Source organism: Alteromonas sp. a30 (assembly GCF_026788005.1).
GTDB lineage: Bacteria > Pseudomonadota > Gammaproteobacteria > Enterobacterales > Alteromonadaceae > Paraneptunicella.
The window spans coordinates 230,039-253,769 of record NZ_JABEPE010000003.1 but is presented as its reverse complement, the minus strand read 5'-3'; the positions used below and the strand labels follow the sequence as shown (position 1 = coordinate 253,769).

Annotated in this window: 20 protein-coding genes and 1 other RNA gene; 10 read left to right on the top strand and 11 right to left on the bottom strand. The window is 44.0% G+C overall.

From position 1 onward, the window contains the following. Positions 1-42: 42 nt before the first annotated feature. Positions 43-2,580, bottom strand: a complete 2,538-nt coding sequence (locus HJG39_RS05060; protein ID WP_442780998.1) for a glycoside hydrolase family 3 protein — start codon at positions 2,578-2,580, stop codon at positions 43-45. Then, a complete protein-coding gene (locus HJG39_RS05055; RefSeq protein WP_442781003.1) occupies positions 2,580-3,863 on the bottom strand; it encodes a sugar MFS transporter in 1,284 nt (427 codons plus the stop codon). Before HJG39_RS05055 ends, HJG39_RS05060 begins: the two co-directional genes overlap by 1 nt. Before the next feature lie 242 nt (positions 3,864-4,105). On the opposite strand from HJG39_RS05055, the gene HJG39_RS05050 reads away from it, so the two are divergent. From HJG39_RS05050 to HJG39_RS05030, 5 genes are all read left to right on the top strand, one after another. Further along, complete coding sequence (locus HJG39_RS05050; RefSeq protein ID WP_268407449.1) at positions 4,106-5,488, top strand: GH1 family beta-glucosidase; 1,383 nt, start codon at positions 4,106-4,108, stop codon at positions 5,486-5,488. Between the two features lie 17 nt (positions 5,489-5,505). Beyond that, on the top strand, positions 5,506-7,047 hold the full coding sequence (locus tag HJG39_RS05045) for an MFS transporter (RefSeq protein ID WP_268407447.1): 1,542 nt from the start codon (positions 5,506-5,508) through the stop codon (positions 7,045-7,047). Positions 7,048-7,082: 35 nt separating this feature from the next. Continuing rightward, positions 7,083-8,081 (top strand): LacI family DNA-binding transcriptional regulator, encoded by a 999-nt coding sequence (locus HJG39_RS05040; protein WP_268407445.1) that lies wholly within the window; start codon positions 7,083-7,085, stop codon positions 8,079-8,081. 71 nt (positions 8,082-8,152) lie between these two features. Further along, positions 8,153-8,497: RNase P RNA component class A (gene rnpB / locus HJG39_RS05035), an RNA gene on the top strand. 103 nt (positions 8,498-8,600) lie between these two features. After that, entirely contained in the window at positions 8,601-8,993 is a 393-nt protein-coding gene (locus HJG39_RS05030) for a hypothetical protein (protein WP_268407443.1), read from the top strand. 16 nt (positions 8,994-9,009) lie between these two features. On the opposite strand, the gene HJG39_RS05025 is transcribed toward HJG39_RS05030, so the two are convergent. From HJG39_RS05025 to HJG39_RS05005, 5 genes are all read right to left on the bottom strand, one after another. After that, positions 9,010-10,347 carry an ATP-binding protein gene (locus HJG39_RS05025; RefSeq protein WP_268407442.1) on the bottom strand — a complete coding sequence of 446 codons (1,338 nt, stop codon included), beginning with the start codon at positions 10,345-10,347 and terminating at the stop codon, positions 9,010-9,012. A gap of 27 nt (positions 10,348-10,374) precedes the next feature. Further along, the gene (locus HJG39_RS05020) at positions 10,375-11,082 is read right to left on the bottom strand and encodes a response regulator (RefSeq protein ID WP_326849243.1); all 708 of its coding nucleotides are present in this window, start codon (positions 11,080-11,082) and stop codon (positions 10,375-10,377) included. Between the two features lie 92 nt (positions 11,083-11,174). Continuing rightward, positions 11,175-11,885 (bottom strand): porin, encoded by a 711-nt coding sequence (locus HJG39_RS05015; protein ID WP_268407440.1) that lies wholly within the window; start codon positions 11,883-11,885, stop codon positions 11,175-11,177. Between the two features lie 169 nt (positions 11,886-12,054). Then, positions 12,055-12,492: a DUF3019 domain-containing protein gene (locus tag HJG39_RS05010; RefSeq protein WP_268407438.1), complete on the bottom strand. Its 438-nt coding sequence runs from the start codon at positions 12,490-12,492 to the stop codon at positions 12,055-12,057. Between the two features lie 5 nt (positions 12,493-12,497). Then, positions 12,498-13,337 carry a MipA/OmpV family protein gene (locus HJG39_RS05005; RefSeq protein WP_268407436.1) on the bottom strand — a complete coding sequence of 280 codons (840 nt, stop codon included), beginning with the start codon at positions 13,335-13,337 and terminating at the stop codon, positions 12,498-12,500. A 199-nt stretch (positions 13,338-13,536) separates the two neighbouring features. Between HJG39_RS05005 and proB the strand changes: the two genes are divergently transcribed. Next, on the top strand, positions 13,537-14,634 hold the full coding sequence (proB, locus tag HJG39_RS05000) for a glutamate 5-kinase (RefSeq protein WP_268407576.1): 1,098 nt from the start codon (positions 13,537-13,539) through the stop codon (positions 14,632-14,634). Positions 14,635-14,669: 35 nt separating this feature from the next. Next, positions 14,670-15,935, top strand: coding sequence for a glutamate-5-semialdehyde dehydrogenase (locus HJG39_RS04995; RefSeq protein ID WP_268407434.1), 1,266 nt, complete (start codon positions 14,670-14,672; stop codon positions 15,933-15,935). A 190-nt stretch (positions 15,936-16,125) separates the two neighbouring features. Here the strand turns inward: HJG39_RS04995 and HJG39_RS04990 are convergent, their stop codons facing one another. From HJG39_RS04990 to rpoS, 4 genes are all read right to left on the bottom strand, one after another. Beyond that, positions 16,126-16,581, bottom strand: coding sequence for a YaiI/YqxD family protein (locus HJG39_RS04990; RefSeq protein WP_268407433.1), 456 nt, complete (start codon positions 16,579-16,581; stop codon positions 16,126-16,128). 4 nt (positions 16,582-16,585) lie between these two features. Continuing rightward, positions 16,586-17,671, bottom strand: coding sequence for a ferrochelatase (gene hemH, locus HJG39_RS04985; RefSeq protein ID WP_268407431.1), 1,086 nt, complete (start codon positions 17,669-17,671; stop codon positions 16,586-16,588). A 34-nt stretch (positions 17,672-17,705) separates the two neighbouring features. Next, entirely contained in the window at positions 17,706-19,298 is a 1,593-nt protein-coding gene (locus HJG39_RS04980; RefSeq protein WP_268407429.1) for an AbgT family transporter, read from the bottom strand. A 246-nt stretch (positions 19,299-19,544) separates the two neighbouring features. Then, the gene (gene rpoS, locus HJG39_RS04975) at positions 19,545-20,507 is read right to left on the bottom strand and encodes an RNA polymerase sigma factor RpoS (RefSeq protein ID WP_268407428.1); all 963 of its coding nucleotides are present in this window, start codon (positions 20,505-20,507) and stop codon (positions 19,545-19,547) included. A 428-nt stretch (positions 20,508-20,935) separates the two neighbouring features. On the opposite strand from rpoS, the gene murB reads away from it, so the two are divergent. Genes murB through HJG39_RS04960 form a run of 3 tightly spaced genes read left to right on the top strand, consistent with a single transcriptional unit; the run spans position 20,936 to position 23,650 of the window. Beyond that, on the top strand, positions 20,936-21,928 hold the full coding sequence (gene murB, locus HJG39_RS04970; RefSeq protein WP_268407426.1) for a UDP-N-acetylmuramate dehydrogenase: 993 nt from the start codon (positions 20,936-20,938) through the stop codon (positions 21,926-21,928). After that, entirely contained in the window at positions 21,925-22,920 is a 996-nt protein-coding gene (birA, locus tag HJG39_RS04965; protein WP_268407425.1) for a bifunctional biotin--[acetyl-CoA-carboxylase] ligase/biotin operon repressor BirA, read from the top strand. Before murB ends, birA begins: the two co-directional genes overlap by 4 nt. Beyond that, positions 22,904-23,650, top strand: coding sequence for a type III pantothenate kinase (locus tag HJG39_RS04960; protein ID WP_268407424.1), 747 nt, complete (start codon positions 22,904-22,906; stop codon positions 23,648-23,650). The genes birA and HJG39_RS04960 overlap by 17 nt, the downstream gene beginning before the upstream one ends. Positions 23,651-23,731 lie beyond the last annotated feature (81 nt).

The window sequence follows — 23,731 nt, the reverse complement described above, 5'->3', positions numbered from 1 at the left end:
ATGACTGACGTTTAATATTGATTATTCAATAAAATCATATGGTTATACTGAGCAAGACAATGTGGCTTTTTCTGCTTCTTTTGACACAATTTGTACATCAGCAATACCGATTTGGCCTTGATGCTGACTGCTCAAGCTAAATGGCATTACCGTATGGGTGAATTGCATTCCTTGTTTTTCAAAACAACGTAAGTCGATAGACAAGGTTTGCCATTGTTGACGAGGCAGCGTGTTAAGCAGAGGTGAGAGGTCGATGCTTGCGCCACATTGCTCACCGGCATCACATTGCATGTTGAGAAGCAACGGCCCTGAAAAAGGTGAAAGTAGATTAATGCTGAACGTCAAAGCCGATTGTCTTTCTAAATCGGCTCGGAGATCTTCTCTAAATTGACTCTTGCTGATAAAAGCGAGACTGACATCTGCTTTACCATCGAATGTGAGTTGCAACGCGTCTTCTTGGACAGTCTTATCGATGTTCTTAAATTCAAGCCCGGCAATATTTTGAATACTGGTGGTAACGGCGGTGCGTTGCCCGGTTTTGTTGTCAATTAACCACATCAGCCAAGGCGAGTGCATTTTCGCTTGGTAAAGAACACGGTTGGTTGGTGCTGTTTGCGGGGCCTCAAAATGTTCATTTAGCACCCGGTTCAGCACATCCTTTTGATTTTGTTCAGAATCATAGCTTAGGCCAAACCCATAGGGTAGTAGCGGTGGCTCGGCGTAGGGTTTATTTGCTATTTGATAAGGACTATTGGGCCAAGAGAAGCTGAGTTTGCCCGTAAAGGGAGCGATGATTTTGCCTGTAGCATCGGTAAACAATACATCACTAACGGCAGCACCTTCACTGCCGGGTAGCCATGCCGCAACAAAGGCGTTAGATGCATTTATTTCTGGGTTAACCCACATCGGTCTGCCACTTAAAAAGACAGAAACAACAGGAATTCCTTGGCTTTTGAGTTTGCGCAGCAACAGTAAATCACGCTTGTTACCTCGCTGATATTCAAGGTTTTCTCGGTCGCCATGCCCTTCGGCATAAGGGTCTTCACCGAATACCACAATGGCTACATCAGGCTTTTCAGACCAAGTATCTTTTGGGTTTTCACCATTTGGGATGAGGGTGACTTTGCCCCCCGCTGACTCAACATGTTGGCGAATACCTTGGTAAATGGAACTGCCGCCGGGGAAGTCTTCATTGGTGTTGCCGGTGCCTTGCCAAGTGATTGTCCATCCACCGGATTGCTTACCGATGTTGTCGGCACCATCACCTGCAACCAATACGTGCTGTTTGGGGCTTAGCGGCAATAACTGATTTTGATTTTTCAGCAGCACCAAAGATTCACGCACGGCTTGCGCGGCAATGTCCCGGTGTGCCTGTGCGCCAATTAACTTGCTGTTTGCAGACAATGGGCGGTTAGCGGGGCTGGGTTTGTCGAATAATCCGGCGCGCAGTTTTACCCGCAAAATACGCGTCACGGCATCATTAATTCGACTTATTGGGATGTCGCCGCTTCGAGCCTGTGCAAGGGTATTTTCGTACAAGGGTTTCCATGCCTGTGTCGGGGACATGAACATATCAAGCCCGGCGTTAATGGCTTGTGGACAGCTTTCATTACTACATCCTTGAATTTGGCCGTGGCCTGACCAATCACCGACAACAAAGCCATCGAAGCCCATTTTGTCTTTTAAAACTTGTGTGAGCAGGTATTGATGACCATGAATTTTCTTGCCGTGCCAACTGTTAAACGAAGCCATGACGGTTTGGGCGCCAGCACTTAAGCCGGTGACATAACCTTGCCCGTGAATGTTAAATAACTCGGCTTCATCATCAATGTTATCGCCTTGGTCATCCCCCTTAACGGTACCTCCATCGCCAATGAAGTGCTTTACCGTGCTGATCACTTTGTCATCAGCCATAAAGTTGTGTTTTGCACGGCCTTGTAGACCATGAACAACGGCTTCAGCGTAGAGTTTTACTATTTCGGGGTCTTCCGAGTAGCCTTCGTAAGTTCTTCCCCAGCGATCGTCGCGTACAGTGGCAACGGTTGGCGCGAAAATCCATTCAATGCCTGTGGCTAACACTTCTTTTGCGGTTGCTGCGGCGATTTTCTCGACAAGCTCTGGATTATGGGCAGCACCAAGACCGATATTATGAGGAAACAGCGTAGCCCCGATGACATTGTTATGCCCGTGTACCGCATCGGTTCCCCACATGGTGGGAATGCTTGAGCCGTCTAGACTGTCGTCGATCGAGGCTTGATACATACTTTCTGCTAGGTTTAACCATTCTTGTGGTGTGGCGTATTTGTTAGCGTTAGGAAACGAACCGCCGCCGTTAAGATAGGAGCCAAACCCATATCGGCGCATGTCTTCCACACTAATATCGCGAATTTCGGGTTGGATCATCTGCGCGACTTTTTGTTCCAAGGTCATAGTATTAAGAATGCTCTGGGCGCGTTCTTCTATTGCGGGGTCGCGCTTTATCTCGAGGTTTAATGTTGGCCAAACATTAATATCTGAGTAGCTATTCGTTGCATGTAGCCCCATGCTCGTGCTGATTAAGAGGGCAAGTGTATAACGCATTATTGTTTCTCCATTGAATCTAAGCAGGTGCGATCGGTGCGTTGAGGGCGTGATGGGGTATAGCCACTTAAGCCGTAATATAAAATATAGAGATAGCACAACACTGGAATAATAAATGCCGGTTGCAGCCCTAAACTGTCCGCGAGCATGCCTTGAGCAAGGGGGACAATCGCACCACCAACGATAGCTAAACATAAAATTCCAGAGCCTTGGCTGGTGGCGTTACCCAACCCATGTAGCGACAAACTAAAGATTGTGGGGAACATAATTGAGTTGAACACGCCAACAAGCAATAGACTCCAGATAGCAATATTGCCATCACTACTAAGGGTAATAACTATCAATACGCAAGCCATTAGTGCGTTGAAACTTAACAAACGATTCGCCCGTACTTTTTGCATAACAAGCGCACCAATAAACCGACCAACCATAGCGCCACCCCAATAATAGGAAACATAAGTAGCTGCTTGGGTTTCTGTTATGCCAGTGATGCCCGCGCTTTGAATAAAACTGACTAGAAAGCTACCTATCGCAACCTCCGCACCAACATAGACAAAAATACCTATTGCCCCCAGTTTCAAATGGCGATAATGCCAAGCTCCTTTGTTAGCATTCGGGGTGTTTAAGTGGGGGGTAGATTTGCCAAAATCGGGCAAGCGTAGTTTGCTGAAAAATAACGCCAGAAATAATAAGGTGCCAGCCAACAATAAATAAGGTGTTTTAACACTTTCAATGCCTGAATCTGCTTCGCTGGTGGCAAACAGTAATAAGGCGCCAAAAAGCGGCCCTAACGTTGTCCCCAAAGAGTTAAAAGCTTGCGTTGTGACGAGTCGAGCGGAAGCGGTCTGTGGGGAGCCTAGGACGGTAACAAAAGGGTTAGCTGATACTTGTAGCAAGGTCACGCCAGACGCAAGAATAAAGAGTGACAACAAAAACAGCGGGTAGGCCGTAAGTGCTGCGGAGGGATAAAATAGCAAGCAGCCAATAGATGCAAGCACGAGCCCGGTTACAATGCCTTTTTTAAAACCAATGAATGAGACCAGCTTGCCAGCGGGTAACGACATGACAAAATAGGCACCGAAAAAGCAGAATTGGATCAACATCGCTTGGGTGAAATTCAATTCAAAGGCATTTTTAAAATAAGGGATTAAAATGTCATTTAAACTGGTGATAAATCCCCACATGAAAAACAATGAAGTGAGTGAAATCAGTTCAATCACGTATCCTGTTTTGGCGGGCAAATCGCTGTTGCCCCTTTCTTTTTTATTATCATTTAATTCAATCACTTAATACTAACCTCAATGTTTTAATCGTGTTCCCTATACCGCTTAGTATTATTTCTGCATTGGATTGAAATTGTTATTTTACGGGACAAGGAGGTCGTTTAAAATTTTTAAGAAAGCGCTTTCTCATTTTAAGAGTTACATGTTATAAACATAAATTCAACAAAGAAAAAACATCATGAGTGTAAATGCCTTTTTCGGCTTAAAACTCATTACAATTGTGCGAATTGATTTGAAAAGACATGAAAAAAATAACTTTGCCTGAACATTCAAAATTGCTGGATAAATCCTTTCTTTTTGGCGTTGCTACGTCTTCTTTTCAAATTGAAGGTGCGAGAGATTCTCGGTTAAAAAGCATTTGGGATACATTTTGTGAAACACCGGGAAAAATAATTGATAAGTCGAATGGGCTGGTTGCTTGCGAGCACATTGAGCGTTGGCTTGAGGATATTGATCTGATACAAAGCCTTGGTGTGGATACCTATCGTTTTTCTATATCTTGGCCTCGGGTAATGCATGAGGACGGTTCACTCAATCATGAAGGATTAGGTTTTTATATCCAATTGCTTGATACGTTGAATGCGCGTGGAATTAAGCCCTTCGTGACTTTGTATCATTGGGATTTGCCACAATTTATTGAGGATAACGGCGGTTGGCTAAATCGAGAAACGGCGTATCTGTTCCAAGATTATGTTGACAAAGTAAGCTTGTTCTTTGGTGATCGCGTGCATTCTTATGCCACGTTTAATGAGCCCTTTTGTTCGGCGTATTTAGGGTATGAGATTGGCGTTCATGCGCCGGGCAAAACAGGGGTAAAATCTGGACGTCAGGCTGCGCATCATATTTTGCTTGCTCATGGCTTAGCCATGCAGGTATTGCAAAAAAATAGCCCAAGTAGTTTAAATGGTATCGTGCTTAATTTTACCCCATGTTACCCAGCCGACGATTCTGAATCTTCGTTAAAGGCAGCGGATTACGCCAATCAGTACATTAATCACTGGTACATCAAGCCTCTTTTACATGGCGAATATCCCGCAATGTTGGCGGAGCTTCCTGACGACCAAAAGCCAGATATCGAGGCTAACGATTTGCAAATTATGGCACAGCCACTGGATTTTCTTGGTGTGAATTTTTACACTCGATTAACTTATTCTGCCCCAACGGTAACGGATTTTAGCGATCCCGAAAAAAGCCCATTTTATACAGAACATGCGCATCTGCACCCACAAACCGATATTGGTTGGGAAATCTATCCGCAAGCATTAACGGATTTGCTGACTAAAATATTGTCTGACTATAACCTGCCGCCTATTTACATCACTGAAAATGGTGCAGCCATGGCTGATGAATTAGTAGATGGCGCTGTTCATGACAATAGTCGCATTGACTATTATCAATCACATTTACTTGCGGTACATGAAGCGGCTGAACAAGGTGTACAAATTGATGGTTATTTTGCCTGGAGCTTAATGGATAACTTTGAATGGGCAGAAGGGTATTTGAAACGTTTCGGCTTAGTGTATGTCGATTATCAAACCCAGCAACGCATACTGAAAGATAGCGCACTCGCTTACCAAGCGTTTCTTTTGTCACGTACTCATAACGATAATCACGTCAATAAATAAGCCCAAGGAGAAACGGTATGAGTCAATTATCACTTATTGAAAAAGTGGGCTATGGTGCAGGCGATGCAGCGGCGAATTTAGTCTGGCGTGGCGCATTAGCCTATTTGGCTGTGTTTTATACCGATACCTTTGGGTTATCTGCGGCGGCGGCGGCTCTTTTGTTTTTGGTTGTACGTTTATCTGATGGTGTTACCGACATTATCATGGGAATGATAGCCGACAGAACCCACACTTCGTGGGGAAAATTTCGGCCGTGGATCCTATGGTCGACCCCCTTTCTTGGCTTGTTTATGGTGCTGTGTTTTTCCACGCCCGACTTAAGCGATTCTGCAAAATTAGTGTACGCCTATGTGACTTACATTGGCTTAACACTGGCTTACACCGTCAATAATGTTCCTTATTCTGCACTGATGGGGGTGATGACAACAGATGACAACGAACGTACGCGTTTGTCTGGATTCCGTTTTGCTGGTGCATTCCTTGGCGGGTTATTTGTGATGGGGTTCTTGCCCATGATGGTCAAATATTTTGGAGGGGACAATCAAGCGTTAGGGTATCAACAAACGATGTTTGTGTTTGCCGGTATTTTAATGTTTCTGATGTTTGTCACTGTGGGGACCACCAAAGAACGTATAATGCCGCCTAAGAGCCTAAAAGGCAGCTTAGCCAGTGATATGCGAGATCTGGCTAAACAATTGCCATTTTTACTGATCCCTTTAGGTTCAATCACTGCTTTTTTTTACTACCGAAATTGGTTAACAGGAGTGATCTTTGCTTTGGTAATAGCAACGAGCGTCGTCGTGGTTCGTCGTATGACACAGGTGCCGAACAAAGCTTTGTCTGGGAGCCAGCAAGATATAGTTGATTTAATGACCAATAAACCGTGGTTGGTTTTGCTCGGTATTGGCTTTTTAACCATGATGTTTAACGGTATCAAATATGGTGTCATTGCTTACTACTTTAAGTATTACATTGGTGATGAATTGTTAACCGGCCAATATTTCATTGCCCTGCTATTAGTTTCCATTGCAGGAGCTTTATCTACATCATGGTTAAGTCGGCGTTTCGGCCGTAAACAAGTGCTTATTTTTTCTCTGTTAACCGCCAGCTTATTTACTTGTTCCTTTTATTGGTTGCCTGCTGAAGAAGTCACCTGGGTGTTTATTTTAGGCTGCATCGCGGAGTTTTTTGCCGCCATGATGCCAACCTTGTTCTTTTCCATGCTTGGGGACGCTGCCGATTATTCCGAATGGAAAACGGGGCGTAGGGCAACGGGGTTGGTGTATTCTGCGGGAACTTTTGTACAGAAAACAGGTGGTGGCTTTGCTGGTGCGCTTGTTCTGTTGGTGCTCGGTTACTATGGATATAACGGAATGGATAGTAGCAGTATTCAAGCATCGTTGCCGGGGATGCAATTGCTAATGAGCTTTATTCCGGCGCTGTTTGGATTTGCTGGTGCGTTATTAATGTTGATATACCCGATTACTGACGCAATGCAGGAAAAAATGACCCATGATCTCATTCGCAGACGTAGCGATTTAGTTGACGGAGCGGCATAATGAGTCGGATTTTCAAGTGACCAACTGAGGTGTGAATGACCACAATATACAAAGTGGCTGAGCGAGCGGGTGTTTCGCTTTCAACGGTTTCGCGTGTATTAAATGGGCGAAAAACAGTTAACGAAGCACTACGTTTGAAAGTTGAGCAAGCTATGAAAGAGCTGGATTACCGTCCTAATTCATTAGCTCGTTCGTTAGCTTCAAATCGCTCCGATAGCATTGGTGTTGTGGTGTCTGAACTATCCACACCTTTCTTTGGCGAAATGTTGCAATCCATTGAAACAACGCTTAGAGAATGTAATAAACACGTCATCATTACCGTTGGTCACAACGATTTAGCACAAGAAAAAGAAGCCGTAGAATTCCTGATTAGCCGCAATTGTGATGCTTTAATTTTGCAAGTTGGGGCGCTGGATGACGCCTACATTCAAGAACTCAATCAAAATAGATTACCCGTTTCTCTTGTGAATCGTTGTGTAGAAGGCTTAGAAGAGGCTTGTTTTACCTTGGACAATGAAACCGGTGGCTACCTTTGTACAAAACACTTGTTGGAGCAAGGGCATACTGAAATTGCTTATATTTCTGGTCCGAGTGATAAAACCGATGCGATGCAACGTTTCAAAGGGCACAAGCGCGCCCTTGAAGAGGCTGGAATTACATTTTCTGAGGCCCTGTACTACGAAGGAAGTTATCAAGAAGAAGATGGTGAAGCAGGGTTAATACATTTACTTGAAAGCAATAAGCATTTTACGGCGTTAGTGTGCGGTAATGACTGGATGGCTTCTGGCGCAATTCGTTGCGCCCGAGCCCGAGGTATTCAAGTTCCACAAGCATTATCCGTTGTTGGATTCGACAACATTGTGGTTGCTCGTCACGTATTTCCTACCTTAACCACTATTAATCATCCCATTGCTGACATGGGGAAAATGGCTGCCAAATACGTGATTAATAAGGTTTACTCGGGAGAAAATATGATTCAAAACCTGTTTGCGCCCAGCTTGGTGATTCGGGACTCCTGCTCTTCTCAGCGTTAAATTTGCAGGATTATCGGGTTTTAAGCAGATTTTGTTTTACAACGAGTCGCGAATCTTTAGAATACTGCCTCGGAGTTGGCCAGACAATCGCCGCCTTGTAAAAGGGGGAGGAAAGTCCGGGCTCCATAGGGCAAGGTGCCAGATAACGTCTGGGCGGCGTGAGCCGACGACAAGTGCAGCAGAGAGTAGACCGCCAGTTCTTTGAATTGGTAAGGGTGAAAGGGTGCGGTAAGAGCGCACCGCGCAACTGGCAACAGTTTGTGGCATGGTAAACTCCACCTGGAGCAAGACCAAGTAGGGTTCCTGACGGCGCGGCCCGCGTTGGAACCGGGTAGGTTGCTTGAGCCAATGAGCGATTATTGGCCTAGATGAATGATTGTTCTCGACAGAACCCGGCTTATCGGCCAACTCCGTTAATTTTCAAAAGCTTATTGCTGATACACAATTATACATGGCTTAATTGGTAATATGGCAAAATGGACGATGAACAAAGTAACCCTTTATGAATAGTCTGAAGTAATGAGCAAACCCCGTCTTTTCCCTCCGCTAAAAGCCAGTGTACTAGGTTCCATTTTATTGTTATCTGCCTGCGCTAATACCGGCGTAAATTATCGGCCTGTGGTGGATGGAAGTGAATTGGCGCATTATGAAACGGACCTTGCTAATTGTCAGAAGTTAGCCGTTATTGAAGAAAAGGCGAGGAATGAATCCGAGTCGGACGCATTGTTTGGCGCTATGATTGGGGCGCTAGCAGGGATTACCGAAGGAGCAGAAGAAACCATTGCGGGCGCAGCAATCGGGGCGTTAATTGGGGAAGGGGTAGGCCAAAATGCCGATAACCAAGTGAGCCGTCAAACGGTCATTAATTGTATGCGAGGCAAAGGCTACAACGTCGTTGAGTCCGACAATTAATCGCTGCTTTGTGAATTTATTCTTGTTTCATCCGCTTCTCTGGCCAGCTTAATATAAAACGCGCACCACCTAATTCCGAACGCTCTAATCTAATATTTCCTTCATGAAGCTCAATGTAGCGTTTTACAATAGCGAGTCCTAAGCCAATTCCTCCAGAATTTCTATCTCGACTTTTATCGAGTCGCACAAAAGGATCAAAAATACTAGACCAGCTTGATTCAGGAATGCCCGGACCATCATCATTAACACTAAGTTGTACGTTTGTTTCTTTGCGTGTTGCGCAAATAGTGATTTTGGTATTGGCGTAGCGCACGGCATTTCGGATGAGGTTGTCTAACATTCTGGCAATGGCGTCATCGTCACAATCACAGAGAAATACTGCTGAATCATCTGACCATAACACTTCAAACTGTAGGTGTGGGTGGGTCAATTCAAACTTATTCACGACTTCGGTAATAATTCGCTCTAGATCATGAGAAAGGATGTTTAACTGAGGGTCTTCTCGATCGAAGCGGGCGTATGTGAGCAATTCATCGACGAGGCTATCTAATGCCTCTATGCTATCGTCCATGCTATTAATATATTTGTTTCTGGCTTCTTCGGAGTCGACATCTTTTACCATTTCCATAGCAAAGCGGATCCTCGCTATGGGAGTTCGTAACTCATGAGAAACTGCGTGGGAAAGCTCTTTATGTGATTTAATTAATCGCTGAATTCGTGACGCCATAGCATTAAATCGCTCGGCAAGAGGACGTAATGTGGCGCTAATACGCGTATCAACTCTAACCGACCAGTCCCCTTTGCCTAGCGCAATGGCAGATTTGGATAAACGCGCTAACCCTTTCGATATTGGCCATGCCCAAATGAAGGTGATAAGTGCTAGAAAGGCGAAGAATAATACAATGAATAGCACTTCCGATCGGGCTTTTACATTCATCATAATCGGACCTAATACGAGCAATTTATCAGAGCCTGTTAGTCGGTATAAAAACCAGCTTGTTCCCTCGAAATCATCGAAGATGGCAACAATGCCACCTTGAACCAAATAATGTCGTTGTTGCTCGCTAATTGGGTTGTCTTGTAATTCAGGGAGCTGTGCTAGTTCTGATATTGTGAGTAGCTTAACCGGATAACCAAATGACGGGGCAACGGCCTCAAGGTATTGAGCTTGAGTTTCAGGCGTATGTCGAATGAGTTCTTTGCTGAGTAAAAACAGTGTCCCTTTGTGCAGTTCAATATCGGTCGTTAGGGCTTGAGTTTGGCTATAACTATCGTAAAGCGCCTCTATACTCCAGCCTAAGCCAATAAAGGTTGCGATTAATAAAATATAAAGCCGGAAAAACAGATTCTTCATACAGTGCAGAATGCCCGAACTCGATTACTATTGCCAAGCATCAGATACAAATAAATAGCCCTTTTTCCACACGGTTTTAATTTTTTGCGGTTTGGATGATGAATCTTTTAGTTTTTTACGTAAACGAGAGACTAGCATGTCTACAGTGCGATCTAAGCCATCGTAACCAAAACCCCTCAGGTTGTTGAGCAAATCATCTCTCGACATCACTTGGTCTGCTTGCGAGGCAAACAAACACAAAAGTTCTAGTTCATTCGTGGTTAACTCAATTACCTCATCGCCAATAAACACTTCCTGTTTGATTTTATTAATGCTCAAGTTACCAAATCGAAACTCTCCACGGTTAACATCCTTATTGTGCGCGTCGACAGGGGGCGTTGTCCTTCTTAATAGCGCGTTAACTCTGGCTAATAGTAGCCTCGGCTGCACGGGTTTACAGATGTAGTCGTCTGCACCGACTTCCAATCCTACTATTTGGTCGATTTCATCTGTGCGTGCGGTGAGCATGATAACGGGCACATCTGTTTGCCCGCGCAATTCCCGACAAATATCCAGTCCATTTTTGCCGGGAAGCATAATATCAAGTATGACCAAGTCGGGTTTTTCACGCAGGATAGCTTCTAATGCGTTATCGCCTTTGTGCTCCATAGAAACGTCAAATCCTTGCATTGACAGATAATCTTTGACTAGGTCGGCAAGCGCCAAGTCATCCTCGACCAAAAATACATGACCAATGTTAGGTGGTGTTGAATGCGACATAGTAGTTATGACCTGTATCCCTTTAATTGAATAATGATAAACAAAGGCGTGGTTCGTGTTTCCGTTTGCTAAAACCGATATGTAAAGTAAACCCCTAAGCCTTTACGAAAATGCTCATCGGCATCGTAGCCATTCCGAGCATAGTCAAAATTGGTTTGACCGTAAGATACGCTTATATCAACGTCCTTCCTAATGTTATAAGTGGCGCCAATATTCCAAACATAAGCATCATCTTGAGCAAAGTCCTGTAAATCTCGGTATGTGTAGCTCGCGCTGAGTGTTACCCCTTCGAATAGCCGTTTTTGTATTCCTAAGCTAAAGTCGAATTCGCTTTTGTTTTCTCGATGATCTTCATTCCAGCGAATATATCCGACGTTGAAAACGGCTGCCATATCGGAGCTAAAAACATATTTACCCGTAATATCTATGCCATAAGCATGCGAATCGCCAAACTGCTCAGACTCTAATTCACCTCGTACGCCAAGACCCGCAGTTAATTCCAATCCGGTGCCGTTTTCGGGACGTTGCATAAAGCGATAACGTAGCCCTGAAAAATCCAGCGTAAGGTGCTCTGTTATTCCGTATCCAAGTTGAATATCCGCGCCCCAGTTATGAACGCCATTTTGCTTTTCCCCATAAACTGCGCCGAGGGAAAGCGAGGTTTCGCCATCGGCTAAGGTTATTGGCCTTTCTACTAAATTGCCGGGGGAGGAGGCCGCTTGGACAGAAGTAGAGGCCGATAAACCAAGTAAGACTAGAGCAATAATGCGTTTTTCCATTTTGAGATTCCTAATAAAACAACTCACCTTGTTGGTGCGAATGCATAATAGGAAACTCCTTTGTCTTAATCTTTGCTGCTTCTGTGGCAATGTGTAGCGTAAATGTAAAAGCGCTTAGTGTTTGTCAAAAAGTGTTTGGCTATATGTCAAATTCTGTACTCAGCGGGTTTTAGAATAAACTCCATAGCCCTCTGCGTCGCCTTGAGCGCATGCGTTGCTCTATGGTGCCAGTGACTGCGACCACCGTATTCGCCGCAATAGTACCTGAAGGTCCACGAGTGAGGATAAAGGTTTGGCTATTGCTGGATGTGAAATGGATTTGGTGGGTTCCAGACCAGCTATTTTTCCAGCAACGTAACAGTGATTTTGATTCTGCTTCTTTTAGGCAAAAGTGCCCAGCTTTAGGGACTTCCCAAATAAGGGTTGCCCTCATCTCACAGACGGTTTCTCCCACATCAAGTTCGCAAATTCCGGGGCTGGCGACTAACGTTGGAATAAGCGTTTTTAACGTTAAACCTGAATCAGCGCGCAGGGGAATAGGTAACATTAAAAGGGAAATGCTAAAGAGAAAAAACGTGAGTAAATATTGCTTGCTATCGTGCATCATGCTGATTAAAACGCCCACAGCACACCGAAGTTAATGTCATAGCTATAGCTGCTATCAACAATGGGACTACGACTGATTTCATTGCCAACATAAGCAAGGTTAAATGCTGCAACGAATGACCAATGCTCATTGATTGGCCTATCTAAATATAAACGCGCTGCGGCAATCCAGTCTCCGCTGGGGTGATATTCAGAACGTGAATTTGTGGTTTCGTCGGCGTCAATACCGTAGTAGTAGTTAGTGGCATTTTGAGTAATGTATGCCAGTCCAATAGATGGACGAATATAAAATGTTTTAGTGAATAAGGACTTGCCAATATTAAGGTTGATAATAGTACCGTTGTGAACGGAAAAGGCATCGTGGAGCACGCGGAATTGGGTATCAAATCCATACTTTAATGTATTGTACTCAAGCCCCACTTCTGATGTTCGTTTGCGCTTTTTTATGCCATCAAGTCGTTGTGAAGATGACTTTTGATCACTCGCTGAAAACGGATAAAACCAAGAACTGGTGATTAAATTAATTTGCTTTTTCGGCGTGTTAACTAGCGTATAGCCTAGGGTGAGTTGGTTGTTTCGATTTGGGGTCGACTCTATAAAAATGTTTTTATAGTACGCGCCACCAGAAAACCACAACTTGAGGTCGGCATCAAAATTGACTTTGTCTAAACTTTGAACAACGGATTTGCGTTGACTCAATACTACGCCGAGATCAACTTCCCAGTGAAAATCATCATTATCCTCAACAGGGTAGGGGGAATTCGACGCTTGTGCAGTGCCTGAGTCAGATACAAAGAGCGACAATGATAAAAGCAAAAAGAGTGCTAAACTGCGGGTTACTGCCATTTTCACTTAGCCTGTGCTGAGAGTGTATTGGGGGCTTGAAAATTGAGGCTGTACAATAAGAGTGCTTGCTTCTGTAGTCAAGCGCTTGTCTTCTTTGCGTCATCTACAAAGCTGAGTCTCGTGCTTTTTATTGCTTGTGTCTTGGTGTTTTTTTCGTAATCTAACAGAGCAAATGAAGTGGGTGAGAGCGAAAAAGTATATGTCAGGTTTTGAGTGGCGTAGAGCCGTAATTAAGATAGGTAGCGCATTGATCGCGCCCGATGGGACTCAGTGTAGCGCTAAGTATCTGTTGGCGATTGCTCGCTTTGTTACTGAAAGTCGCCAACAAGGCAAACAGGTGATATTGGTGTCTTCTGGCAGTGTTGCGGCGGGACGAGTGAATGTGCCAACACGCCATTCTCCGTCGATTGCTGAGAAACAGGCAATGGCAGCCATTGGGCAAACTCGGATGATGGCCAATTGGGCACGCTTTTTTGACTTTCCCTGTGCCCAAATATTGCTAACGTATGACGATCTTCGTAATCGTACGCGTTATGTTAATGTTCAAAATACAATACGAGAATTGTTAGCGCGTGAGGCACTGCCTATCGTTAACGAAAACGACTCGGTAGCGGTGAATGAGCTGAAAGTTGGTGATAATGACAATCTTGCTGCTTATACCGCGCTTGTTGCTCAAGCCGATACGCTTATTATCTGTTCTGATATTGATGGTTTATACACCGCAGACCCACGAAAAAACCAAGACGCTAAACTAATTCCTGAAGTGGAACGTATAACCTCCGATGTGTTTCGTTTAGCCGGTGGAGCGGGGACACGAGTCGGGACCGGAGGAATGAGAACCAAGCTCGAGGCCGCTGAAAAATGTGTGAATAGTGGTATTCAAACCTTGATTGTAAATGGTTCAAAAGGTGAGGTTTTCGACAGCTTATTAGCTGGGAAAGTGCAGGGAACCTTGTTTTTTGCACAAGAGCCCCAAGATAATGCACGTACCCGTTGGTTAAAACATACGTTAAAAACCGCTGGAGAAATTGTTGTGGACGCTGGTGCGAAGCAAGCTATTTCCGAACATGGAGCGTCTTTGTTACCTTCCGGCATTTTATCCGTGAATGGTCAATTTCGATCGGGTGAAGCGGTACATATCCGAGCAAACGATGAAATCGTAGCAAAGGGGCTATCTTTATATAGTTCAGACGATTTAATCGCTATCAAAGGCCTGCAAAGCGAAAAAATAGAGCAAACAATAGGCTATACCTATGGTAAAGCTGTTATTCATCGAGATGATTTAGTGCTCTTATAATGCATCAGGTGTAATCAAATTAAGAGGAGAAAGTTATGGGATTTTCTGTCAGCCAAGCCGCGAAACAAGCGAAAACGGCAGCTCGCCAACTTGCAAAACTAACGAGTCAGCAAAAAGATGCTGTGTTGTTGAGTGTGGCAGAGCAATTAGAGGCTGATATCCCGAACATTTTGGCTGCGAATCAAAAAGATTTGGATGCGGCAAAAGAAAATGGTTTAGCGGAGTCGCTACAGGATAGATTAAAGCTAGATGAAGGGCGAGTGAAAGCGATCGCGAATGCGGTAAGAGACATTGCAAGACAAGATGACCCTGTTGGCAGCATCAACAATATTAAATCGCTACCTAGCGGAATTCGTGTTGGTAAAATGCGCATTCCTCTGGGGGTGATCGCCATGATTTACGAGGCGCGTCCGAACGTTACAATTGACGCTGCGGCCTTGTGTATTAAAGCGGGTAATGCCGTTATTTTACGTGGTGGTAAAGAAGCACTGTACTCAAACTTAGCGATGGCAAGCTGTTTGCACAACGCACTGAAAGAGCATGGTATTGGCGTGGATGCTGCTGTGGTGATTCCTGATCCAGACCGCGCCATTATGCAAGAGTTAATGACGTTAAGTGAAGATGTGGATTTGATTATTCCGCGTGGTGGAGAAGGGCTTATTCGCTATGTCACCGAAAACAGTCGTATTCCCGTTATCCAGCATTATAAAGGGGTGTGTCACTTATACGTTGATGCAGAAGCGGATTTAAGTAAAGCATTGAATATTCTCGACAACGGTAAAACACAGCGAGTCAGCGTGTGTAACTCGTTAGAGACGTTGTTAGTTAATCAGGCGGTTGCCGCAGAGTTCTTACCGGAAGTCGCTAAGTTGTTCCAAGATAAGTCCGTTAAAGTTCACGCTTGTGAACGGGCATTACCTTACTTTGAAGGGCTAGCTAACACTCAAGCCGAGTTAGCATCCGAAGATGATTGGAATGCTGAATATTTAGCAATGGAAATAGCCATTCGTGTTGTCGATGATTTTGATATGGGAGTGGAGCATATCCAAGACTACGGTTCGGGTCATACTGAAGTTATCGTTACCCAAAACTACAGCTTGGCAAACCGATTCACGCGAGAAGTAAACTCCGCAGTAGTCATGGTAAATGCATCTTCTCGATTCTCCGATGGTGGAGAATTAGGTCTTGGCGCAGAGATTGGTATCTCAACGAGTAAACTCCACGCCTACGGCCCGATGGGAGCTGAAAGTCTCACAACAGAAAAGTTTGTGGTGCTGGGTGAAGGGCAAATTCGTCACTAATAGACTTATTGACAGCGAGTTGATAGGTCACTGGCCTCAAGCTGGTTTTTATTAAGTGGGTACTCTTATGAGTACCCTTTTTTTGATCACTGCGGAGTTATGCATTTTATCAATTTACTTGAACGCCCGAGGTTCTGAAAAGTGGCTGGTGGAACAAGGCAAACATTACACGACTGCGAGTGGCTTTGTGTTATTTCCTAGCTTTTGCGAGCCATCTATCGAGCTGATTAGCGAACTCTCTTTGTTCCGTTTGGCTGATTGGCGGAGAGCCTCCAGTATCGACGCCGCTTGCTCGCATGGTATCCATGAAGTCACGAATGTTTAAACGCGATCTGATATTGGCGGTAGTGAACATTTCCCCTTTTCCTGACAACGCCAACGCGCCTTTATCAATGACTTCAGATGCCAGCGGTATATCCCCTGTAATCACTAAATCACCGGACTGTGCGAGTTCAACAATTTTATGGTCGGCAATATCAAACCCTTTCTCTACTTGTATAAAACGGGTGTAACGAGACGGAGGAAGCTTGATAAAGGTGTTGGCGATAAAGGTAACATGAGTTTGGGTTCTGTCGGCTGCCCGGCATAGTGTTGCCCTGGCGAATTTTGGACAGGCGTCTGCATCTACCCAAACTTGATTTGTCATGATTCTATTTCTCTGCGTTCATGGATTTTGCTTGCTGCTCGCGGATGAGAATGTCGTCTTTGGAGGCAACTTTCCAGCCGTGTAAATTGTCTTTTATAATGTTTGTAAGTGCCTGAATATGACCATCGGTACTGTTTAAACATGGGATGTATTGGTAACTTTCTCCCCCAGCTTGCATAAAGTAGTCACGGTTTTCTTCACCAATTTCCTCAATGGTTTCAAGGCAGTCCGAAGAAAAACCAGGGCAAACCATTTGTACAGACTTAACACCCTCAGAAGGCAGTGCCTTTAAGGTCATATCCGTGTATGGCTGTAACCACTCTTCTCGTCCAAAACGTGACTGAAATGTGGTCATATATTCGTCTTTATTTAACCCGAGTTTTTCCGCTACTAATCGAGTGGTTTTGTAGCACTCGCAATGGTAAGGGTCGCCATTTTTTAGATAACGAAGTGGGATGCCGTGGTAGGTGAAAATGAGTTTATCTGCTTTCCCATTTTTATTCCTGTGCGCCTGAATACTATCAACTAATGCATCAATATACCGATCATCATCATGATAATGATTAATAAAACGGAAGTCAGGAAGCCAGCGACGTCGCGTAAAGTCTGCGGCAATCGCATCAAACGTGCTACCGGTAGTTGAAGCAGAATACTGAGGATACAAAGGTAACACGAGAAGCTTGCGTACACCTTGTTGGAGCATATTATCGATGGTTTTGGAAATCGAAGGCTCGCCATAGCGCATTGCCATTTCCACGACAATATCATCACCATATGCTTTTTGCAGCTCCGCTTTAAGTGCATCCCGCTGATCTTGTGTGTGGTAGAGCAATGGCGATCCTCTATCCGTCCATACCGTTGAATAGGCATGAGCGGAGCGTTTAGGGCGAATGTTTAAAATGACGCCATTGAGGATAAGTTGCCAGAGCAAGCGAGGCACTTCTACCACTCGTGGGTCCGACAAGAACTCTCTTAAATAGGGCTTTAGTGCTGCTTTCGTTGGTGCCTGAGGTGTACCCAAGTTGGTAATGAGTACACCAATTTTATCTGCCTGACTATGCGTAAATGCCGCATTTCCTCTGTATTTCATGTTTATCCTGTAAGCTGTTCACAGAGCAAGCGCGTTAACTTGTGTAATAGGTCGCGGCGCCTGGCCCCACTGGTAATCCAAGTAAAAATACCCATACGTAGAACAATACGGTCCAACCGACAATATAGACCATTGAATAAGGTAACATTGTGGCAATTAATGTTCCCATTCCCAAATCTTTTTTATACCGAGCCGCAACAGCGAGAATGAGTCCGAAGTAGCTCATCATAGGGGTGATGATATTAGTCACTGAATCACCGATCCGATAAGCCGCTTGAATGACCTCTGGTGCAAAACCAACGAGCATCAACATAGGAACAAAAATAGGCGCAGTAACCGCCCATTGTGCAGAGGCGCTACCCAACGATAAATTGACGACACCGCACATTAAAATAAATAACACAAAGATTTCTGGGCCATCCAAACCAATGGCTTGCAAAAAGCTTGCGCCTTTCACTGCTAGAACCGTTCCTAGGTTAGTCCATTTAAAGAAAGCAACAAACTGAGCCGCAAAGAAAACAAGTGTAATGTATAGTCCCATCGAGCCCATGCTCTTAGCCATCGCATTAATAATGTCTTTGTCATTTTTCATCGTGCCTGCCACGCGACCAAACACAAATCCCGGCACGGCAAAGGTAATGAAGATGAAAGCAACAATACCTTTTAGGAAAGGCGAACCCGCGATTTCCCCTGTTTCTGGATGGCGTAATATTCCCCATTCTGGGACAACGGTTAGTGCTAATAACCCGGCAAGTATAAGAAATGAAAGACCTGCATATTTGAGCGCTTTTCGTTCTTGTGAGGTGGGTTTTTCAATATTCGGTTGTTCTAAATCAATTGCGGCTTCAGATGGGTCGTAAGTTCCCAGTCGAGGTTCAACAATTTTTTCGGTAACGAATGCCCCCATCGTAGCAACAACAAAGGTACTAACGAACATGAAGTACCAATTTACTTCGGGTCCAACGGCATAGTCTGGGTCTATCATGTGTGCGGCTGATTCGGTGATCCCTGAGAGCAGAGGATCGACTGTACCCAAAAGTAGGTTCGCGCTGTAGCCACCGGAAACACCCGCAAAAGCTGCGGCAAGACCCGCTAGAGGGTGACGACCTAGGGAATGGAAAATCATGGCAGCAAGAGGGATTAAAACCACGTAGCCTAATTCGGAAGCTGTGTTTGAAATGATACCTGCAAAGACAACAACAACTGTTACCGCTCGGCGAGAAGCATTGACGACTAACGAGCGCATGGCGGTTGAGAGTAAGCCTGAATGTTCAGCAACCGATACTCCTAGGAGTGCGACTAACACGGTTCCTAACGGTGCAAAACCGGTAAAGTTGGTGACCAGTCCGGTTACGATGCGTTGTAACCCTGCTGCATTCATTAATGAGATGACCTCAATAACGCCATCGGCTTCACGTCCTTTGGCACCAACAGGGCGGGGATCGGCTACGCTGACATCGAAATAGCCCAAAATGCCACTTAAAACAACAATGAATAAGGCGAACAATGCGAATAACGTCACTGGATGCGGTAGTAAGTTTCCGAGCCATTCGACCGTCGCTAAAAATTTAGCGAATGCGCCAGACTGCTTTGTGTCGTTTGAGTGGTTATTTGTCGACGATACCAAACCTAAGCCTCTTATGAATTCTTTTAAACAAAAAAAGGGCGTTAGTTTACCTGATTCAATGCGCTAACCACAACTCGGTGAAATTAATTCTAAAAGTCGATTAACGGTTTGAGTGTCAACAAGCGGGTATTTTTAAGAGACGGGCAAGCGCCGATATAAAAAATGCAGTCAAAGGTTTCCCAATTGACTGCCAAACGTGTTACGAGGAATGATGAAAATTTAGCACTAACGCTTTAACAATATTGTTTAATGTAGGCTCGACAGCATCGACTCAAAGTCTAGTCCTTGGCGAGCCATTTTCACTTTCAAGAGTCCTAATCCATCTAATTGGATTTGACGCACTCTTTCTCTTGTTAAGCCCACTTCATGTCCAACTTCTTCAAGTGTGGCAGCGTCGTAACCTAATAATCCAAAACGGCGAGCTATGACTTCACGGTGTTTTGGGCTTAATTCGTATAACCAATTGACAATTTGGTTTTGAATTTTGTTGCTTTGTAATGAATCTTCTGGAGTTGAGCCTTGCTCGTCTTCCATAATATCGACAAGCGCATTATTCTTTCTTTCGCCAATTTGAGTATCGACCGAGGTGACGCGTTGATTTAGGCGCATCACATCTGCCACGTCTTGAACGGGCTTGCCAACTACCTGAGCAATATCTTCAGCTGTTGGTTCATGATCTAACGTTTGCGCAAGTTCACGAGAAGCTCTCAAATAAGTGTTTAACTCTTTAGAGATATGAATCGGGATACGAATAGTACGATTCTGATTCATGATGGCTCTTTCCACTGATTGGCGAATCCACCAAATAGCGTAAGTAGAAAAGCGGAAGCCGCGCTCAGGGTCGAATTTCTCAACCGCTCTGATTAAGCCCATGTTGCCTTCTTCAATAAGATCCAGCAATGGCATTCCACTTTTAATGTAGTTACGGCTAACACGTACAACCAAGCGTAGGTTGCTGACAATCATTTTGCGGCGGTATTCTTCGTCACCGCTTTGCGCTTTTCGAGTGTACTCAACTTCCTGCTCAGCGGTGAGTAATGGATAACGGCTGATGTCTCTCAAATACATTTGAGTTGCATCGCAATTATCATTGGAAGTCGCTTCATATTTCTCTTGAATAACTTCATTTTTTTCTGAAGAGGCCACAGCAACTTCGGCACCCGTAGTGTTTTCTTCAACCGTTTCTAAATCGTGAGTTTCTAGAGCCATAACGACCTCCAAGAATGCAAAACAAATTGTCAATTAATATGACGACTTTCAATGTTGTCTCGTTGAAATAATTATCGGTTGAATGGGGTATTTAGAGCTATTAGCCTTTAGTTGTATTTTTATTAGTCTTTAGTCTTAACAATAGTATGTTTGGGCGATATTTTTTCTAATTTAAATGGTGTGGAAATTCGTTTTGTGAATTAAATTTGGCGAGTTTTATTTATTTTTTAGTGTGTCAATAATTACTTTTTATTGAATCGGCTGTTTTTAACAATTTTTATTTTTGAAATGCGCCAAGTGAATAGGATGTCAACGATATTATTGGTAGCAAGCATTTGCTAAGCCTTGGTGGTAAAATTCGTGCATTGAATGTATGACTTTTGAAGCCAAAAGTAGTTTACCGTTAGTTCTTCTTGAGGAAAGTAAAGTTGGTAAGTTTGCAGGATTTGCATAGCTTTGGTCTTAGCGCTAAAGCTGGTGTTGTTAAGAGATTGAGCAAAATGGAATCGTTGCCGAGTGTAGGTATGAACGACGAACCATTTTTGGTCTTGGGAGAGGGGACCAATACCGTTTTTGTTGATGATTATGAAGGGGTGGTGGTCAAGCCAGAACTTCGGGGAATAGCGATAAAAGAGGAAAAAGAACGCTATTTGGTAGAGGTTGGTGCGGGTGAGAATTGGCATCAATTAGTCAATTATTTGTTAGCCAGAAATATTAATGGGCTTGAAAATTTGGCATATATTCCAGGAACAGTTGGGGCTGCACCCGTACAAAATATTGGTGCCTACGGTGCTGAGTTTTCTTTTTTTTGTGAAGCTGTTCGCTGTTATGACCTTGAATTAAATAAAATGGTCAGTTTATCCAGGGAGGAGTGTGGGTTTGGATATAGAGAAAGCCTTTTTAAATCTTCGGAAATAAAACGTTTTATTATTACTTCCGTGACGCTCAGTTTTGTTAAGAATTGGTGTCCCAATTTAAATTACGCCGGGTTGGATGAATTACCTGAAAATACATCAGCGATGGATGTTTTTAATCAGGTGATAGCGATTCGAAGAAGCAAGTTACCTGACCCTAAGATTCAAGGAAACGCCGGTAGTTTTTTCAAAAATCCCATTATCACTAAATCCGCTTATGACATATTGCGAGCAGACAACGCAATTCCTCAATTCCCCGTTGATGCAGAACACGTTAAAGTGCCAGCGGCTTGGTTAATAGAACAATGCGGCTTTAAAGGAAAAACATGGGGAGGCGTGCAGTGTCATCCTGCTCAGCCTTTAGTGCTTGTTAACTCTGGGCAAGCAACGGGGAAAGAATTACTGGAAGCTGCAAGGGAAATTCGTAAAAAGGTCTACGACACTTTTTCAGTTCACTTAACAAATGAAGTACGGCTTATTGGGCGGGAAGGAGAGGTTGCGTTATGAAGTCCTCATCGACAATTAGAAACGACATTCTCGAGCGCCTGATAGGTGGAAATTTTTGCTCCGGCGAAACATTGGGTCGAACTCTCGGGGTCTCTAGGGCGGCAATTTCCAAACACATAAAAGCATTGCAAGAGTTGGGGCTTGATATTTATTCAGTGACTGGAAAAGGTTATCGGCTGGCGCATGAAATTCATCTCTTTGATAAAGAAAGGCTACTAACTGAGCTGCCAAATTACCGTCCTGAACAAATTCATCTTTTGCCCGTTGTGGATTCAACCAATGATTACTTAAAGCAGCTTTTACAAACAGAGCAAGAAGTCGTCCCGGGGACGCTTTGTATAGCAGAAGCTCAAACCGCAGGTCGTGGAAGACAAGGGAAACGTTGGGTATCTCCCTTTGGATGCAGCTTATATTGTTCGTTTTATTGGCCGTTTGACGGAGGCTTTCAAGCGGTTTCGGGGTTAAGTTTAGCGGTAGGTTTGGCCTTGGTTTCCGCCTTGGAAGGCTTCGGCGCGAAACAGTTAGGTTTAAAGTGGCCTAACGATATCTATCACGACAATAAAAAGGTGGCCGGTATTCTTGTTGATGTAGATGGTCAGATGCATGGAAGTTGCCACTGTATCATTGGGTTTGGCGTGAATTTAGTATTACCCAATAACATAGATGAAATCAGTCAACCTTGGAGCGACTTGCGGCAAATAGTGGGGCATGTGCCCGACAAAAATGCGCTAGCTGTTGCGATGATTCAACAATTGAATAAAACAATGCTTCAATTTCAGCATGATGGATTGAAGTCTTTTATTGATAAATGGAATGACTACGACATCTATAAAGAACAAGAGGTCGCGTTAATTATGGGTGAAAATCGTATTTATGGCGTTGCGAAGGGTATCGATCAAACCGGTGCGATTCGATTGGCGATAAAAGATGATACTGGTCAAACCGTCGTTCGTTCATTCTTTGGAGGGGAAATCAGTGTTAGAGCCGTATGACTCTCCAATAAGTTTGTTGGTTGATATTGGTAACACCCGCACAAAATATGTTTTTTCTGATTCTCAAGGGGCTTTTTCAAAAGTTGACTATCTATATAAAGAAGAAAATTTGGATTCACTGCTATCGCTTTGTAGCGAAGTCGTAATTGCGTCAGTTAATAATGAAGAAAAGTTACGTGTATGGCGTGACGCATGTGAAAAACAAAATACGACATTACATCATATACAAACGCAAGCAATGGCATTCGGCGTAGCTTGCCCTTATGAAAACCCGCAGAAATTGGGAATTGACCGGTGGTTATGCGCCTTAGCTATAGCGAAACGAACGCATCAGGCCGTTGCTGTAATCGACGTTGGTACGGCAACAACCTGTGATTTTATCGTTAATGGTGAATATTTAGGGGGATGGATAGCTCCCGGGTTTGATTTAATGCGCCAGTCTTTAGTCCAAAATACGGCAAAGGTTCTCGCTAATGAACACTTTCCGAATGACATTGTGCTTGGTCGAGATACAGAGGACTGCGTTAATGGAGGGTGCTTGGCGATGATTTCTGGATTGATTACTGAAGCGCAAAGGCAACTCTGTCAATTTGAAGGCGAAAACCAAGTCATTTTAACAGGAGGTTCGGCTTCAATGTTGGCAAATGTAGTATCCGTGGACTGTATAGTAGAAGAGGATTTGCTATTTAAAGGATTGAGATTGTTTTCCAACAGTTCGCCTGAAAACTAGGTTAGTAAACGATAAAATGAGCAAGTCGTTAATATAATGAACAATGTGCTTTCAAATTGAGCAAACAAACAAAAAAATGCG

What these genes read in the sequence shown, in the direction of transcription:
- HJG39_RS05060 (WP_442780998.1), bottom strand. Translation starts at nt 2,580, where the DNA reads ATGCGTTATACACTTGCCCTCTTAATCAGCACGAGCATGGGGCTACAT.
- HJG39_RS05050 (WP_268407449.1), top strand. Translation starts at nt 4,106, where the DNA reads ATGAAAAAAATAACTTTGCCTGAACATTCAAAATTGCTGGATAAATCC.
- HJG39_RS05045 (WP_268407447.1), top strand. Translation starts at nt 5,506, where the DNA reads ATGAGTCAATTATCACTTATTGAAAAAGTGGGCTATGGTGCAGGCGAT.
- HJG39_RS05040 (WP_268407445.1), top strand. Translation starts at nt 7,083, where the DNA reads ATGACCACAATATACAAAGTGGCTGAGCGAGCGGGTGTTTCGCTTTCA.
- HJG39_RS05030 (WP_268407443.1), top strand. Translation starts at nt 8,601, where the DNA reads ATGAGCAAACCCCGTCTTTTCCCTCCGCTAAAAGCCAGTGTACTAGGT.
- HJG39_RS05025 (WP_268407442.1), bottom strand. Translation starts at nt 10,347, where the DNA reads ATGAAGAATCTGTTTTTCCGGCTTTATATTTTATTAATCGCAACCTTT.
- HJG39_RS05015 (WP_268407440.1), bottom strand. Translation starts at nt 11,885, where the DNA reads ATGGAAAAACGCATTATTGCTCTAGTCTTACTTGGTTTATCGGCCTCT.
- HJG39_RS05010 (WP_268407438.1), bottom strand. Translation starts at nt 12,492, where the DNA reads ATGATGCACGATAGCAAGCAATATTTACTCACGTTTTTTCTCTTTAGC.
- HJG39_RS05005 (WP_268407436.1), bottom strand. Translation starts at nt 13,337, where the DNA reads ATGGCAGTAACCCGCAGTTTAGCACTCTTTTTGCTTTTATCATTGTCG.
- proB (WP_268407576.1), top strand. Translation starts at nt 13,537, where the DNA reads ATGTCAGGTTTTGAGTGGCGTAGAGCCGTAATTAAGATAGGTAGCGCA.
- HJG39_RS04995 (WP_268407434.1), top strand. Translation starts at nt 14,670, where the DNA reads ATGGGATTTTCTGTCAGCCAAGCCGCGAAACAAGCGAAAACGGCAGCT.
- HJG39_RS04990 (WP_268407433.1), bottom strand. Translation starts at nt 16,581, where the DNA reads ATGACAAATCAAGTTTGGGTAGATGCAGACGCCTGTCCAAAATTCGCC.
- hemH (WP_268407431.1), bottom strand. Translation starts at nt 17,671, where the DNA reads ATGAAATACAGAGGAAATGCGGCATTTACGCATAGTCAGGCAGATAAA.
- rpoS (WP_268407428.1), bottom strand. Translation starts at nt 20,507, where the DNA reads ATGGCTCTAGAAACTCACGATTTAGAAACGGTTGAAGAAAACACTACG.
- birA (WP_268407425.1), top strand. Translation starts at nt 21,925, where the DNA reads ATGAAGTCCTCATCGACAATTAGAAACGACATTCTCGAGCGCCTGATA.